15 protein-coding genes are annotated in these 15,003 nt (G+C 42.2%); 2 read left to right on the top strand and 13 right to left on the bottom strand.

Going from position 1 to position 15,003, the window contains the following annotated elements; genetic code table 11:
- Positions 1-27: 27 nt before the first annotated feature.
- Positions 28-1,560: a GGDEF domain-containing protein gene (locus B1L02_RS20525; protein ID WP_088532631.1), complete on the bottom strand. Its 1,533-nt coding sequence runs from the start codon at positions 1,558-1,560 to the stop codon at positions 28-30.
- Positions 1,561-1,738: 178 nt separating this feature from the next.
- On the opposite strand from B1L02_RS20525, the gene B1L02_RS20520 reads away from it, so the two are divergent.
- A complete protein-coding gene (locus tag B1L02_RS20520; RefSeq protein WP_088533134.1) occupies positions 1,739-3,517 on the top strand; it encodes a M61 family metallopeptidase in 1,779 nt (592 codons plus the stop codon).
- Between the two features lie 90 nt (positions 3,518-3,607).
- Here B1L02_RS20520 and B1L02_RS20515 read toward each other — a convergent pair whose 3' ends face one another.
- The 11 genes from B1L02_RS20515 to hisG all read right to left on the bottom strand — a co-directional run bounded on the left by B1L02_RS20515 (position 3,608) and on the right by hisG (position 13,153).
- On the bottom strand, positions 3,608-4,156 hold the full coding sequence (locus B1L02_RS20515; RefSeq protein ID WP_045990127.1) for a YkvA family protein: 549 nt from the start codon (positions 4,154-4,156) through the stop codon (positions 3,608-3,610).
- A 195-nt stretch (positions 4,157-4,351) separates the two neighbouring features.
- Complete coding sequence (locus B1L02_RS20510) at positions 4,352-5,113, bottom strand: glycosyltransferase family 25 protein (RefSeq protein ID WP_088532630.1); 762 nt, start codon at positions 5,111-5,113, stop codon at positions 4,352-4,354.
- Between the two features lie 303 nt (positions 5,114-5,416).
- Positions 5,417-5,917: a hypothetical protein gene (locus tag B1L02_RS20505; protein WP_088532629.1), complete on the bottom strand. Its 501-nt coding sequence runs from the start codon at positions 5,915-5,917 to the stop codon at positions 5,417-5,419.
- A gap of 221 nt (positions 5,918-6,138) precedes the next feature.
- Positions 6,139-6,750 carry a bifunctional phosphoribosyl-AMP cyclohydrolase/phosphoribosyl-ATP diphosphatase HisIE gene (gene hisIE, locus B1L02_RS20500; protein WP_088532628.1) on the bottom strand — a complete coding sequence of 204 codons (612 nt, stop codon included), beginning with the start codon at positions 6,748-6,750 and terminating at the stop codon, positions 6,139-6,141.
- The gene (gene hisF / locus B1L02_RS20495; RefSeq protein ID WP_088532627.1) at positions 6,747-7,520 is read right to left on the bottom strand and encodes an imidazole glycerol phosphate synthase subunit HisF; all 774 of its coding nucleotides are present in this window, start codon (positions 7,518-7,520) and stop codon (positions 6,747-6,749) included. The genes hisIE and hisF overlap by 4 nt, the downstream gene beginning before the upstream one ends.
- Positions 7,502-8,236, bottom strand: coding sequence for a 1-(5-phosphoribosyl)-5-[(5-phosphoribosylamino)methylideneamino] imidazole-4-carboxamide isomerase (locus tag B1L02_RS20490; RefSeq protein WP_088532626.1), 735 nt, complete (start codon positions 8,234-8,236; stop codon positions 7,502-7,504). The genes hisF and B1L02_RS20490 overlap by 19 nt, the downstream gene beginning before the upstream one ends.
- A gap of 12 nt (positions 8,237-8,248) precedes the next feature.
- The gene (hisH, locus tag B1L02_RS20485) at positions 8,249-8,839 is read right to left on the bottom strand and encodes an imidazole glycerol phosphate synthase subunit HisH (RefSeq protein WP_088532625.1); all 591 of its coding nucleotides are present in this window, start codon (positions 8,837-8,839) and stop codon (positions 8,249-8,251) included.
- Positions 8,836-9,897 (bottom strand): bifunctional histidinol-phosphatase/imidazoleglycerol-phosphate dehydratase HisB, encoded by a 1,062-nt coding sequence (hisB, locus tag B1L02_RS20480; RefSeq protein WP_088532624.1) that lies wholly within the window; start codon positions 9,895-9,897, stop codon positions 8,836-8,838. Before hisB ends, hisH begins: the two co-directional genes overlap by 4 nt.
- Positions 9,894-10,961, bottom strand: coding sequence for a histidinol-phosphate transaminase (gene hisC, locus B1L02_RS20475; RefSeq protein ID WP_088532623.1), 1,068 nt, complete (start codon positions 10,959-10,961; stop codon positions 9,894-9,896). Before hisC ends, hisB begins: the two co-directional genes overlap by 4 nt.
- On the bottom strand, positions 10,954-12,249 hold the full coding sequence (gene hisD, locus B1L02_RS20470) for a histidinol dehydrogenase (RefSeq protein WP_088532622.1): 1,296 nt from the start codon (positions 12,247-12,249) through the stop codon (positions 10,954-10,956). The genes hisC and hisD overlap by 8 nt, the downstream gene beginning before the upstream one ends.
- A 4-nt stretch (positions 12,250-12,253) precedes the next feature.
- Entirely contained in the window at positions 12,254-13,153 is a 900-nt protein-coding gene (gene hisG, locus B1L02_RS20465) for an ATP phosphoribosyltransferase (protein WP_088532621.1), read from the bottom strand.
- A 335-nt stretch (positions 13,154-13,488) separates the two neighbouring features.
- Here hisG and B1L02_RS20460 point away from each other — a divergent pair, with 335 nt between their 5' ends.
- Positions 13,489-13,734: a hypothetical protein gene (locus B1L02_RS20460; protein ID WP_088532620.1), complete on the top strand. Its 246-nt coding sequence runs from the start codon at positions 13,489-13,491 to the stop codon at positions 13,732-13,734.
- A gap of 93 nt (positions 13,735-13,827) precedes the next feature.
- On the opposite strand, the gene B1L02_RS20455 is transcribed toward B1L02_RS20460, so the two are convergent.
- Positions 13,828-14,832, bottom strand: a complete 1,005-nt coding sequence (locus B1L02_RS20455) for a tetratricopeptide repeat protein (RefSeq protein ID WP_088532619.1) — start codon at positions 14,830-14,832, stop codon at positions 13,828-13,830.
- Between the last annotated feature and the right edge of the window lie 171 nt (positions 14,833-15,003).

Here is a 15,003-nt window from a genome sequence, read left to right as displayed (position 1 = left end):
CTCAACTTTGACCCGAGTTAATCCTATTTACTTAAAACACAATCTATCTCGCCCGCTATTCTTGGCTTCATAAAGCGCTGCATCAGCTCGGTCAAAGGCACTGAGCGCAGTATCCCCTTTGACAAACTGAGTAGCGCCGAGAGAAATCGTTATTTCGACTTCTTTTTCTTTGAATTTGAATGGTATAGATTTAATGACTTGCCTTACTTTTTCAAGCGGCTTTTGCGCATGGGTCAATGGCATGCCAGGCATTAGCAAGACAAATTCCTCGCCGCCGTAGCGCGCGATAAAATCGCTTTTTCTGATAGACTTTTTAAGGGCTCTTGCGATCACTTGCAAGGTTTTATCCCCCGCACTATGTCCATAACGGTCGTTGATAGATTTAAAGTGATCTACGTCGATAACAACCAGCGTCACATCTGAATCGTTTATCTCAAATAGGTGCATTTCATGGGTTAGACGCTCATCAAAAGCCGCTCTATTAGGTAACTTGGTTAAGCTATCCAATAGGCTTTTGAACTTTTGTTCGCTGAGTCGCTTTTTATAATTTGAAACTTTAGACTCTAAGGTGTTAATGCGATTATTAATTGCATCAAATGAGTCAAGCAGCGCCTCTCGCTCATTTTTTTCAAGCTTCTCGCGCGCTATCAAATCTGCACTCAGTAATTTCAACTCGTTGTCGACCAAAGCTTTTAGTTCTGTTATTGAGTTGGCGTTTTGGGTTTGCTGATTTAAGTTTTGAATTTTTGATTCAATTTTATTGTTTAACGATTGCAGCTCTTTAGATGTTGATTTTGAACGCGCCGTTGTTTCAACAATAGAGCGGTGTAGCTCTTCTAGTGTTTGATTTAATGAAACCAAAAAACCCTGCGCGGATTGACGCTCTTTGGCAATCGTTTGCGCAATAATTTTAATGATTTCTGTCGCTGCAGAATATAAATTATCTAAACTGTCGTTTTCTGCAACGCTCGCACGTATCCCTTTGACCTTTTCTATCACTTCGTCTTCGAAAATTAATTCGTTGATCAAAGCTTGAAGCTCAGCAGCTAGCTCAGGATGGCGGCTATGAGATGTTTCTTCAGTAATTTCTACTTTTGATTGTAAAACCGTATGGTAGATAGAAACCAAAGACTCCAACGCGGGGATATAAGCATTAGTAGAGTTGATATCTTCAAGTTCTACATCCAATAAGTGGCGCAACTTTCTGCGCGACTCATTTGGTAGTCCCTTTAGTTTCTGTAGTAACTTTCCACTTTGCTGAATTGCCGCTTGCAAAGCTTTTTGATTATTTGAATTGGTCACTTCTTGTGACTTTAGTGGCTCAGAAATGCCGTCAATAAAAGGCACAAGCAACTCAAAATCGACGCCTTTATTAAGTGCGATACGAAATTTAGCCAACTGATTGTCAAGTGAAACATCTTGCCCTTTGCAGGCTAGGGATAACTTTGCAGCAAACTGAGTAAGGAGTTCTACTTGTTGTTTTCTTGCATCCTCAAGCGTTTTTCTAGCCTCTATGGCTTGTTTTAATTTCTGCTCGAGCATCACGGCATTGTCAGTCACAGATTTCCAATCATAAAATAATCTCTTAGTTACTAAGTCTACAACAAATTACGCCGTTATGCGCAGAAATTTAACGTGGTAAAGTATCGGAGTTTGCTGTTTACTCATCGATATTACTTAGCGTGTAAGTCGCTGATTTGGTAAATTGATTTTATCTCGAATTACCAATACAAAAATGATGAAGAAAAGTCTTATTGCCTTAGCATGTGCAGCAACATTTAATGTTTATGCTGACGTCGACTACCGTATTTCAATTACACAGCCAGAGCACCATCTTGCAGAAGTAGAGGTTAAGTTTCCTAAGTCTTCACAATCAAGCATTGATGTGCAACTGCCAGATTGGCGCACAGGTCGCTACGAGATATTGGATTTAGCCAACGGCGTACGCTTTTTTGACGCTCAATCTCAAAACGGGAAAACGCAAAAGTGGGAAAAAATTGATAAAAATACATGGCGTGTACACCTTAGCGAACCTACCGAATTAACGGTTAAATATCAGATTTACGCCAATGAGTTAGGTCTTCGTGCCAGACACATTGACGACACTCATGCGTTTATCGACGCCTCTGGCTTTTTGATGTTTAATGAGTCTTTTAGGTCTGAGCCTGTTTCTGTTGAGCTAAACGTTCCTAAAGGCTGGCGCTCTGTCTCTGGTATGGACTTTGCCGATTCAAAACACAGCTTCAAAGCGGATAACTACGACATACTGTTAGACTCTCCAATTGAAACTGGTATTAATCAGCTGCACAAATTTGAAGTAGATGACCGCAAATATGAATTAGTTATTTGGGGCGAGGGCAACTATGATGTTGACCAAATGCTCACTGATCTCAAAAAACTCGTTCAAACCGGTACGCTTATTTGGCACGATTACCCTTATGACCGTTATGTCTTCATGGTGCATGCAACCAGCGGCCCACGAGGCGCAACAGAGCACTTAAACTCGACGATTATCCAAAGACATAGAGATAGCTTTAAAGAACGGGATGATTACATTGGTTTCATCTCTACGGCAGCACATGAATTCATCCACACTTGGAATGTCAAAAACTATCGCCCGGCGGGTATGGTTCCTTATGATTACGTCGCGCCGAATTACACAGACTTGCTATGGTTAGCAGAAGGCTCTACCAGCTATTTCGAGGACTATTTGCTACTAAGTGCAGGGATCACCACCAATGATGAATACCTTAAAATGCTTACGAAGCGTGTTAATCGTCATTTAAAAACACCAGGCCGCGATGTTCAATCTGTTGCTGCAACCAGCTTTGATAAGTGGATCAATCAAGGTGGCGATCATGGGATGAATTACAGTACTAATATCTATTCAGAAGGTGCGTTAGTATCGATGGCGCTTGACATTGATTTACTCGACAAGTCAAACGGCAAAATTAGCTACCGTGACGTTCACAAAGCACTTTACCAACAGCATAAATTGCCAAATAGCTTTACCAGCGAAGATGTTAAAGCCATCTTAAAAACACTTACAGGTCAAGACTACAGTGCTTGGTGGGATGAATATGTTGACACACCAGCTAACATAGATTTTGATAAGCTATTCGAAAAAGTTGGGCTTATTTATGATTACCCAGAGTCGGCGAAAATCATTGCCGGATTTGATGGTATGGCAAGACAAAAAGGTGAATTACTGGAGCTTACCCATGTAGCTCGAGATGGAAATGCATGGCAAGCAGGGTTAACAGCTGGCGATCTTATCGTTGCATTTGATAAACACCATGTTCGTAAGGATTTAAAAGCGAGCTTAGAAAACTTCGAGCCTGGTCAAACAATCGCGGTAGATTTTATCCGTCGTGATAAATTGATGAGTACGAAAATCAAGCTTGACCGCGACTATGATAAGCCTAAAAAGATAACATTCATACCTAACCCATCAAGCGAGCAAGCGCTACTTTATAGAGCATGGATGGGGATATCTCACCCTAATGAAGTAAAATAACGCGCTATTAAAAAGGCTGATAATTATCAGCCTTTTTTTGATCCGCAATCCTAAGCTTAATCGCAATCAGCTAACTTAGGGCGACTTAACTTACATAATACGAGAGAAGAAGCGTGAACGATTTTTAGAGCGGCTTCTACGCATAGAAGAGCGGATCTGAGAGCGTGTACCCGCAAGCCAGCTTTCACGGTCTACCTTAGCGTTATCGCCACGTCTTGCTTCTTCAGTGGCTCTAAAACCACAGAATTCACGGTATGCTTTTAAGTCTAACGATAGCTCTTGCAACACTAGCTCAATCATAATCGCATCATCAACATAACCCAATACAGGGATATGGTCTGGAACGATGTCTTCTGGCTCACTGAAGTAAGCAAGAGAAGCCATGATCTCGCGCTTTTCATCTTCAGGCATTTGCCATTCTTCGTCTAGCACTGCATCAATTAGCGTTTGTAAAGAAATTAGACGAGTGCTAACAAATTCAGGAAGGTTAGACTTTTCCATCGTTGCAACTAAATCACGCGCTTTTGCAATGATTTCGGCATCACTCACATCGCCACTTTTTTCGATCGCAGCTTTCATCATTCCACGGAAGTGTTCAAGATCTGAATCAGAGAGTTCAAAGTTGATTTCTATAGACACGTCTGTGCTCCCTCAACGTTGTTATTATTAATGGTTTAAGCAAAAAGTTAAACTTATTGCAATAATCTTAGATACTAGCATATCTTTTTCAGAAGTCTTCCCATTAATTACACTTTTAACACGAATTTTTCTCTATTACGTACAAGCATACAATCCATTGTTCAAAAGGCGCACAGCGGCTTTCATATCATATAACTAGAAGTGCTGATGATAGCGTTTGAGAACCAGTCCTCGATAAAACTTGTTTTTTACAAACTTATTTATTTGTAGCAATTGCTTGCGCCAAAAATAGCGCTTTGCTCCTGTAACACTCGGTGCTCTATCTATGGTACTCGCAAACTTTTCGCCATGACTAACTGGACAAGGACTCATTACAAATACACTCAGCTCTTTTTCCCAAAAATGTTGATAATCAATATCAATCGGTCTGCCAAAAGGGATTGATTTAGATAATATTTTCTTTGCACCCTCCAGGCTTACAAGCTGGGCGACGGTTCCCGCTGGTACCTTATTTTGCACAAATAACGATAAAGACTTATTCAGCGGGAAACTTGCTATCGGAGTACGTTTGTTTTTCTCAGATTGGAATAGTTTGATCATATCCCAATCAAATGGCAACACAGCAACCAGTTGGTCTATCTGAGCTAAGTCGTAGTGAAGTTGGAAATCATCTTCAAAGATAAAGGCGTAGGGCAGTTCTAACTCCACAATTTTGTTCAGTACTTTAATATGACTTAAATAACAACCTATCTCTCCCAACGTTAAAGGGCGAAAGTATTGCTTAGCGTTTTTAAGCTTACAATAGCTCATGCCCAACTCATCTGTGCTCAGCTCAGCACCTTTTATAGCGCTTACCCTCTCAAAAGAAAGTGAGAATTTATCAAATTGAAAAGTAGACTCTACAAGTCTATCAGTACAAGAGTCTAAATTGATGAGAAAAATATTCGGTTTGGTCACAATAGATCTTAAATCCGCTAAATGATTACATTTTGAGTGTGCGGTTTTTGTATGACAATGAAATGACGAAATTCTGACATAGAGTAGGGAGTAACCAGACTCTACTAAGAAGTACTACCTGTCGCTTGCTGCAATTTGACAAGATTTGGTGCTAACAACACTTACGTAAATCGACAATTCGAAATGAGTAAAACAATAAAGAACCTGTTAAAACTCAATAGATTAAGTGAAGGAAATTGAAGGTGAGTGAAATGCTAATAAATTGAGAAGCGGAGAAGCGGAAACTTCTCCTACCTTTGCGTTTTATTTTTCAGTCACATTAAACGTTACTACCCATGGCGTGACTTTGTCTAGGCCTTTGCCTAGTTCAATTGTGATTTTGCTAGTAGCGTTTGATGAACTAATTTGTGTATGCATTAGCGGACCATTCTGTTGGCTATCACCAACCCAAGAGTGATCTAAACATTGCTTTGCGAGACTCTGCGCATAATTATGGATTTTTACTGCGTTTTCATACTCTTTGAACTGCTCAGAACAGGTATATTTTGATTCACCAGAAGTGCTTTCTATGATTTGACATTTATTGCCAATTAAATGCGCCTTAGCCTGCCAAGAATTGATTAACTTTGCGCCGACTTCAGCGCCTTTAAGCGTAGAAAACCCGTTGGATGATGCACTTAGAAGTGCATTAAGCTTCTCACAATTAGACATATCGTCGAGCTTTTCTTGTTGCTTCGGGGTCAACGTTGAGCATCCGGCAGCAGTCAACCCTGCCAGCATTAGACCAAGTAATCTTGTTTTCATAAACCGTTCCATACTGTTCGCAATAGCACTATTAAAGTTAGACTAATATTTTGCCAGTGCATAGTTGTAAGACTATGAGAAGTTTACCTTATTTATATGAACAGGAGTTGATATTAATTACAGATTTTACCTCGATTGTAATAGGCTGGCTTGTTACAGCACGGTCTCTGTAACAAGCCAAGCAAGAGAACGACGAAGTGCTTGCTTATCCAAAACGCAAGTTACTTATGCCTATCTTTTAGCGTATTTACAACGTCACTGAGTGTAAGACCTTGTCTCTGTAGTAGGACGATAAGGTGATACAGTAAATCTGAGGATTCATTAAGCAGCTCTTCGTTGTCATTTTTCATCGCTGCCAGCGCCACCTCAACGCCTTCTTCTCCTACTTTTTGACAACTACGGCTTAAGTCTTTCGCGAATAAAGAAGCAGTATAACTGCTTTCGGGGGATGCATTTTTCCTCTGGGCTATCACGCGCTCAAGCTTGCCTAAAAATGCGAGTTCCGGCATGGTGTCCGCAAAGCAGCTTTCGCTGCCAAGATGGCAAGTTGGGCCCTGCGGTTTTGCATAGATCAGTAGGCTGTCTTTATCACAATCGGTATGCACTTCCACCAAGGTTAACACATTGCTTGAGGTTTCACCTTTGGTCCAAAGACGAGATTTAGAACGAGAATAAAAAGTTACGAGTTGCTTTTCCAGTGTCACTTCAAGGGCTTCTTTGTTCATAAAGCCCTGCATCAATACTACCCCAGTTAATACATCTTGTACGATAGCGGGAATGAGCGCTGATTTATCGAAATCTACTTCAGCAATATTTTGTTTATTAATTATCATTGTCGTGCCGCCACATCATTATTTATTAAGAACTGCTTGAGCTTTGGAATTTCAATCACACCCTTATGGAATACGCTTGCAGCCAAAGCACCGTCAACATTGCTTTGTTTAAATACCTCAACAAAGTCTTGCATACTGCCTGCGCCGCCGGAGGCGATAAGGGGTACTTTACACAGCGCTCTAATCGCGCTGAGCTGCTCGATATCATAACCGTTACGCACACCATCTTGATTCATGCAATTAAGAACAATTTCTCCAGCTCCAAGGTCTTGAACTCGTTTGACCCATTCTTGTGTTTTGTATCTAGTGCGACTTGCCGCATTCGGATCACCAGTTAACTGGTAAACTAAATACTCTTGAGTATGCTGGTCATAAAAGCTATCAACGCCAACCACCACACATTGTTTGCCAAATTCATCATGTAACTCTTTGATGAGTTCAGGCCTTGCAATCGCGGGGCTATTAATAGAGATTTTATCCGCGCCTTGCTCAAGCACTCTAGCCGCATCGGCCACCGATTTAATCCCACCTGCTACGCAAAATGGAATATCGATATGTCTGGCAATCTCCGCTACCCAATTCACATCGAGCAGACGCTTTTCTACGCTAGCACTGATCTCATAAAATACCAGTTCATCAGCACCGGCTTCACTATAACGCTGGGCAAGATCAAGAATATCACCCACCACTTCATGACCTTGGAATTTTACGCCCTTAACAACTTGGCCATTTTTTACGTCTAAACAAGGAATTATGCGTTTTGATAACATGCTAACGCCTCCTCAACGCTAAATGCACCTTCAAGGAGCGATTTGCCTAGTATCACTCCACCCACTTGTTGCTTTGCAAGTCGCACAATATCATCAAGGGAGCTCACGCCCCCTGACGCTTGCACTCTAATTTTACTGTTGTGATTAGTAATGTCTTCGTATAAGGAAAACGAAGGCCCTGTCATCGTGCCGTCCTTACTGATATCCGTGCACAAAAAATCATTCACACCTTGCTCAACATAAAAATCCAATAACTCGAAAAGGTCGACTTTTGCATCATTTAGCCAGCCATGAGTGGCAGGAGACCAGCCACTTACGGTTTTATTAACATCAAGTGCTATCACAAATTTATCAGCGCCAAACTCTTTTATCCACGCAGCAACGTCATGTTGCTTATCAACCGCCATTGAGCCTATCACCACTTGAGCAGCACCAGCTTCTAACCATTGCTTTATGTCGTCTATACTGCGAATACCACCGCCCACCTGAAAAGGTACAGATAAAGCCTTAGTCGCCGCTTGAATAGTGCGCCATTGCTTTTTACTCGGATCACGAGCACCTTCTAAATCCACCAAATGTAGCTTAGCTGCGCCTGCGTTTTGGTATTCCAGTAAACGCTCGGCTAAATCAAATGGGTAAAACTGTGCGGTTTCATATTTGCCTTGATACAAACGAACAATATTGTTCTCTAATACATCTAAAGCGGGAATAATCATTGTTCGTCCTTTTTATAGCTGCCAATTAATAAAGTTTTGTAAAAGCTGCGCACCGACCTTGCCGCTGCGCTCAGGATGAAATTGCATGCCGGCATAATTGTCGTTTGCGACAATTGCAGAAAACGGCTGGCCGTACTCACCCGACACTAATGTCGATTGATTGATGGTATGCGCAAAGCTGTGCACAAAGTACACTTGATCTTGTTCGTTGAGTCCGGCTGTTAAGGCATGAGGCTTCACTACTCGTAGATTATTCCACCCCATATGTGGTGCAGTTAACTCCTTGGTTTCTAATAACTCGACCTTACCTGAAATGCGGCCCAAACACTGAATATCACCTTCTTCAGTCGATTCACATAGCAGCTGCATCCCTAAACAAATACCCATTAAAGGTCTTTGATAGTCAGCTATTGCCTCTGCCCAGCCTTGTTCATTTAACCGCTTCATTGCCACATTGGCGTGACCAACTCCTGGTAAAATTGCCCGTTCAAAGCTAGCTAATTTTTCTGGTGCTGTGATCACCTCTGGTGTGACGCCGAGGCGCTCAAACGCGAAGCGCACTGAGTTAATATTGGCACAACCGGTATTAATAATTGCAATCATAAACACCCCTTAGAACTTGCCATTTGCTGTGATGCATCCGTAGAAATTGCCATACGAATAGCACGAGAGAATGCTTTGAATAACCCCTCAACTTGGTGGTGCGCATTGCCTTCACTCACGCTCAGAATTAAACTCACTGCGGCATTATCCGCAAAGGACTTAAAGAAGTGTTCAACCATTTGCACATCCAAGTCACCCACTTTATCTCGTGTAAAGTCAGCGTTGAGTACAAAGGACGCGCGTCCAGATAAATCCAACTGACACTCTGCTTTACATTCGTCCATAGGCAGCGCAAATCCATAACGTGCGATTTGTGATTTTGTGCCAAGCGCGGTCTTAAAAGACTGACCGAGAGCAATACCTATGTCTTCTACGAGGTGGTGTTCGTCTATATGTAAGTCACCGTTCGCCTGAATATTTAGGCCAAGATTGGCGTGGGTTCTGATCTGATCTAGCATGTGGTCAAAAAATCCAAGCCCCGTTGAAATCTCACCATTAGCTTGTTGATCTAGATTTATCGCCACTGAAATCTGCGTTTCTTTGGTATTTCTGACGATTTGTGCGCTGCGATTTAAGGTAGTCAACTGCGTCACAATGGCTGGCCAGTTGCCTTCGTAGAGAATGCCTTCGATACAGAGGTTTTCAGCAAGCTGAATATCGGTTTGTCTATCACCAATAACAAACGATTTGCTAAGGTCCACTTTGCCTGAACGCATCAGTTCAGTGAGTAAACCTGTTTTAGGTTTGCGACATTGGCAATTGTCTTCATCAAAATGAGGGCAGATCAGCACTTCTTCAAAACGGACCCCTTGGCTTGTTAAAATTTGCATCATCTTGTCTTGGGGCACGTCGAAATCAGCTTTAGGAAAGCTATCTGTACCGAGGCCGTCTTGGTTAGATACCATCACTAATTTATAACCAAATGACTGCAGTTGTAATAATGCTGGGATGACATTGGGTAATAGTGCCAGCTTATCAAGGCTATCTACTTGTTTATCGGTTATTGGCTCTTCGATGATTGTGCCATCGCGGTCGATGAATAAATAAGGGGCGCTCATGATACTTCCTCAGTGATTTGGCATTGTTTGAGCCAGTTTTCTACTTGTTTTAATTCTTGTTCGTTGCCAATGGAGATGCGCAACCAGTTATCCTCACGAAACAGCACAAATGGCCGCATAATTAACCCTTGACGCATCGCTTGCTGTACAAACTGTTTGTCGGTTAGCTGTAAAGTAACAAAGTTGCCTTCGCCGCATAATATTGCGCTTACGAACTCGCTGTCTTGTAGCCATTGTATAAGCTTCTTTTTTGCTAGGTTCAAAATAGAGACTTGCCGACGCATCTGCGTTATCGCATCTGACGTTAACGCAGTTGCTGCCATTTGTGCCACAACCGTTGAAACAGGGTAGGGCGCAATCACTTTTCTTACAGGAGCCAATAGTGCTTCACTCGCTAACATAAAGCCAACGCGAAGTCCTGCCAGTGCAAACGCTTTAGATAGCGTGCGTAGCACAACAACATTCGAGAACTCTTTGATAAGCCCGGCGCAGGTTTTTTCTTCACAGAACTCAATATACGCTTCATCAACGACCACGATTGCACGGCCTTTAAGCTTATCTGCAAGTGCAGCGACTTTGCTCGCAGGTTGAATTGCGCCGGTTGGGTTATTTGGATTGCACACAAATACCAATTTAGCGTCGCCAATTGCACTGATGAGTGAATCCATATCTTCGTCGGCAAGCTGATCTTGGCTTAACTCATTAATGGCGACGTTGTGGGTGTCAGCCGTTACTTTGTACATACCATAGGTAGGGGTAAAGATTGCAATGCTATCTTTGGCTGGTTCACAATAGGTGCGTACTAATAACTCAATGCCTTCATCAGCACCACGAGTCATCAGTACATTTGTTTGCTCGACCTTTGCGTAGCTTGCGTAGGCATTTATTACCACCTGTGGCTGCGGATCGGGGTAACGGTTTAAATTATCAAAACGCATTTCAAGCACACGAGCGTAGGGGCTTTCATTGGCGTTGAGCCATGTGGTGCCAGTCAGCTTTTCACTTTTTGCAGAGCTGTAGGCCTTAAGTTTTTCGATATTATTTGGTAGCGCAACATTAGTCATTATTATTCTCCAGCCTCACTTTAACAGCATTCGCGTGTGCATCTAAACCCTCAGCTAGCGCCAAAGGTAAAATTGCAGCACTTAATCCTCGCAGCCCCTCTTTGGTGATGGTTTGCACGGTGTAGGCCTTATAAAAATCCATCAGGTTTAAACTTGAGTAGGTTTTAGAATAACCATAGGTTGGCAATACATGGTTGGTGCCAGACGCATAGTCACCTGCTGACTCTGGTGTATAGTCACCAACAAACACAGAGCCTGCATTTTTGACTAGCGGCAGGAAACGCTTTGCATCTCTTATCTGTAGGATAAGGTGCTCAGGCCCATACTCTGCTGAGATCTCAAATGCTTGTTCTATGCTCTGGACTAAAATCAGCGTGCTGTTTTTAAGCGCGGCTCTGGCAATATCTGCACGACTAAGCACGCTTAGTTGACGCTCAATTGCAGCTTCTGTTTCTTCGATAAGTTTACTGTCGGACGCTAACAATATTACTTGAGAATCTTCACCGTGCTCCGCTTGAGAAAGTAGATCCGCGGCGATAAATTCAGGATTAGCGCCTTTATCTGCAATCACTAACACCTCAGAAGGACCTGCAGGCATATCAATCGCAAGTCCCGGCACGGACTGAGAAAGTAGCTGTTTAGCCATCGTGACAAAGCTATTACCTGGGCCAAAAATCTTGCTTACTTTTGGTACGCTGCTAGTTCCTAGCGCCATGGCAGCGATTGCACCTGCACCACCACATTCAATCACATCCGTGACGCCACACAGCTTAGCCGCATACAAAATCGCAGGATGTATCTGGCTATCGCCTTTTACTGGCGTGGCCAACACGATTGTTTTTGCACCGCTTAACTGCGCACATACGCCTTGCATCAATACAGAAGAAGGCAGTGGTGCACTGCCACCGGGTACATACAAACCCAGCGCTTCTATTGCTTGATATCGTAGCTCGCAGGTCACACCTGGCTGAGTCTCGATTTGTTTGCTTTGCGGTAACTGCAACTGATGAAACTTTTTAATATTGCTATATGCTTGGTCAATAGCATTTTTCAGCTCAGGTGTTAACGCAAATTCGCTTTCAATAAGCTCAGTTTCTGTCACCCGTATTCTTGGGCTAACACGTGCATCGAACTGCTCGGCGTATCCAAGTAATGCTTTGTCACCATTGAGAGCGACGTTATCGATGATTGTTTCAACCGCCGCTTTTACCTTGTCACCGACTTTTACCGCAGGGCGGCTTAAGCATTCGATGCGTTGCTCGCTGGTGGCTAACTGCCAATCAAACATGATATTACTCCATCATCTTTTCAATTGGCATGACGAGAATCGAGTTAGCACCAAGCGCTTTTAGCTCTTCCATTGTCTCCCAGAATAGGGTCTCAGAGCTAACCATGTGAAGTGCTACATATTCATCGCTGCCAGCAAGTGCAAGCAAAGTTGGTTGGCCTGTGCCTGGAAGTAAAGCACATACTTCATCTAACTTGCTCTTTGGTGCATGCATCATGATGTACTTGCTCTCTTTTGCCTGTTTCACCCCTTTAAGGCGTGGCATTAGCTTATCGATTAGCGCAAGCTTACTTTGGTCAGTCAATGCTGCATTTTGAATGAGGCAAGCATTAGATTCTAAGATGGTATCACCTTGCATAAGACCATTAGCTTCGAGCGTTGCACCCGTTGATACTAAGTCACAAATGGCGTCAGCAAGCCCTGCTCGAGGTGCAACTTCTACCGAGCCTGTCAACATGACCACGCTGGCGTCGATGTTCTCACGTTTTAAATATTGCTTTAAAATCTCAGGGTAGGTGGTTGCAATGCGTTTGCCGTTAAACCATGCTTTTTCCTGTTGACCTAGCTCTTGTGGCCACGCCAGCGCTAAGCGGCAAAAGCCAAAGTCCAGTTTTGAAAGCTTGGTGACTTCAGCAAACTGCTCGTTGCGAACACGCTCAGCTTGCGCTTCTTCTAAAACGTTTTCGCCGACAATGCCTAAATCACAAACGCCGTCCATTACAAGGCCCGGAATATCGTCATCACGCACTCTAAGTACATCAATAGGCATGTTAGTAGAGTGAGCGATTAAACGCTGTTCACGTAGGTTTAGTTTTACACCAAGTTGTTTTAGTAGGGCTTGGCAATCCTTTGAAAGACGGCCTGATTTTTGGATTGCGATTCTTAAACGGTTGCTGTTGCTCATTATTTATTTCCTAATTCTTTAAACGAAAAACCCCGAGGCGGAACCTCGGGGCGAAATAAACTTTGACTATCTTTTTGCTTCGCCGGAGGTTCCTTTCAGGAATAACCCACCAGCGAAATACCTGACAGGTTATCCCGTATGATGATGGTGATGATGAATTGCTGTCAGTGTCATTAGCATGATGTTACCTTTGTAATATATCTGCTGTTTAAAAATTTCATTTATAGATAAACATAATATTGTTCTATTTGGCAATGATTTTTTAACGCAAATTAAAGAATAGCTTATAACAGTCGATAATAAGCAATATCAACAATAGGTTAGCGGAGGAGCGTATGGACGCATTTAAACCTTTTTTAGGTCCAATCGTACGACTAGATGTAACCCATAAGTCTGCATTTCATGTGGCTGGTGTGCAGCACTATAAGATTGAAAAAGTTAAAAAAGATCTAAAAACCGATGTAGAACTTAAACGCCAAGCAGCTAAACATGAAAAAATTAAAGAAAGTGAAGACGAGGATGACGAAGAGGAAAAATCTCACGAAGAGCATAAGGGTGAAAACCTAGATACGTGGGCGTAAATATAATTCCTAGTTTTGGTCATTTGAGTACTTTTCAATACCAATGCTTATCTAATATTCAATATGAACTGCATTCGCTGTTTCAAACGCAGTTTATTGATCGTTTAATACAGCTAAAGCTTGCCTAATATCTCGCTTTATTGAGCGTACTTTGGTGAGATTCAATGCCTGAAGGTAGGTACTTCTAGCCTTTTCGTTTTGTTTCAGTTCACGGTATAGCTCAGCTTGAAGCATTAAATATTCTATATGTTGCTCATCCTTTACTCGCTCTTTTTTTAACAAACGCTCCATAGCATCAACAGCAAGTTGCTTATCACCATGTTGCTGAAGCGCTAAATAAGCAGATGAAACACAAGCATCTCTCCATGTTGGTAGTTGGCTTAATGCAATATGCTCAATCAGGCACCCGTTAGTGAATAAACGCTGCGCTGCGTCTTTCGCTGAAAAAGTCCACAATAAGTTAGCAGCCCGATGGATCAAAACGATATCTTGCGCGTAGCGTTGACGCACATAAGCTATCGTTTTTAGGGCTAACTCTTCATTTTGTGTGTTTTGTAAGTAGTCCATAAAAGCCAAGTTATAGTAACGGTCATCTATTGCTTTTAGTCTATCAACTATCGCTTTTGATGCTTTTTTTTCAGAATCCCAAAAGCCACTTTCTATGGCTAATGCCTTCGCTGCAGATACCAAATACTCAGGATTGTTTGGCGCCAATTCTGCAGCTCTTATAAAGTGCTTATTAGACTTTTCGACTAAGCTAAGTTTATTAAAAAGACTGGACTGCTGTTTGATTTGATACCATAAATTACCAGCAGTAAAATGCACCTTTGCGTTGTCTATATGACGCTTAATTAAGGTGTTTAACAGTGTTTCTTTATCAACATCATTTTGCGCGACCGCAACTGACACGGCCATTATTTCAGCATCAAGTTCTTTATCTTTTAGCGTGTTAAGGATTTTAGTGACTTGCTGATACTGACGATTATAAAAAGCAGACTCAAGCACTGCGATTGGCGAACTGTGTTGCTGTGCCTGTATTAAAGCACTATACGAAATGATAGCCAAGCAAGAGGCGTGCATAAGCGACTTAATAAACATGTTGTGTCCTTTTTAGTGTGTCCATTATCATTATTGTGTGTTTTCTAATGTAAGCTTAATCTGCAGTTTTGATACCAGCTTTTACTTTTTATATTTTTATTCATACAATCAATTAGGTGTAGGCTATTATCGCTTTACTCTTACTGTATTTTACGTGCCATTATCGATACA

The organism is Pseudoalteromonas piscicida (genome assembly GCF_002208135.1).
GTDB classification, from domain to species: Bacteria; Pseudomonadota; Gammaproteobacteria; order Enterobacterales; family Alteromonadaceae; genus Pseudoalteromonas; species Pseudoalteromonas piscicida_A.
The sequence above is the reverse complement of the archived record's forward strand: the minus strand, read 5'-3'. Positions and strand labels throughout refer to the sequence as shown.

Coding starts and splice junctions, on each gene's coding strand:
- B1L02_RS20520 (WP_088533134.1), top strand. CDS start 1,739: ATGAAGAAAAGTCTTATTGCCTTAGCATGTGCAGCAACATTTAATGTT.
- B1L02_RS20505 (WP_088532629.1), bottom strand. CDS start 5,917: ATGAAAACAAGATTACTTGGTCTAATGCTGGCAGGGTTGACTGCTGCC.
- hisIE (WP_088532628.1), bottom strand. CDS start 6,750: ATGATAATTAATAAACAAAATATTGCTGAAGTAGATTTCGATAAATCA.
- hisF (WP_088532627.1), bottom strand. CDS start 7,520: ATGTTATCAAAACGCATAATTCCTTGTTTAGACGTAAAAAATGGCCAA.
- B1L02_RS20490 (WP_088532626.1), bottom strand. CDS start 8,236: ATGATTATTCCCGCTTTAGATGTATTAGAGAACAATATTGTTCGTTTG.
- hisH (WP_088532625.1), bottom strand. CDS start 8,839: ATGATTGCAATTATTAATACCGGTTGTGCCAATATTAACTCAGTGCGC.
- hisB (WP_088532624.1), bottom strand. CDS start 9,897: ATGAGCGCCCCTTATTTATTCATCGACCGCGATGGCACAATCATCGAA.
- hisC (WP_088532623.1), bottom strand. CDS start 10,961: ATGACTAATGTTGCGCTACCAAATAATATCGAAAAACTTAAGGCCTAC.
- hisD (WP_088532622.1), bottom strand. CDS start 12,249: ATGTTTGATTGGCAGTTAGCCACCAGCGAGCAACGCATCGAATGCTTA.
- hisG (WP_088532621.1), bottom strand. CDS start 13,153: ATGAGCAACAGCAACCGTTTAAGAATCGCAATCCAAAAATCAGGCCGT.
- B1L02_RS20460 (WP_088532620.1), top strand. CDS start 13,489: ATGGACGCATTTAAACCTTTTTTAGGTCCAATCGTACGACTAGATGTA.
- B1L02_RS20455 (WP_088532619.1), bottom strand. CDS start 14,832: ATGTTTATTAAGTCGCTTATGCACGCCTCTTGCTTGGCTATCATTTCG.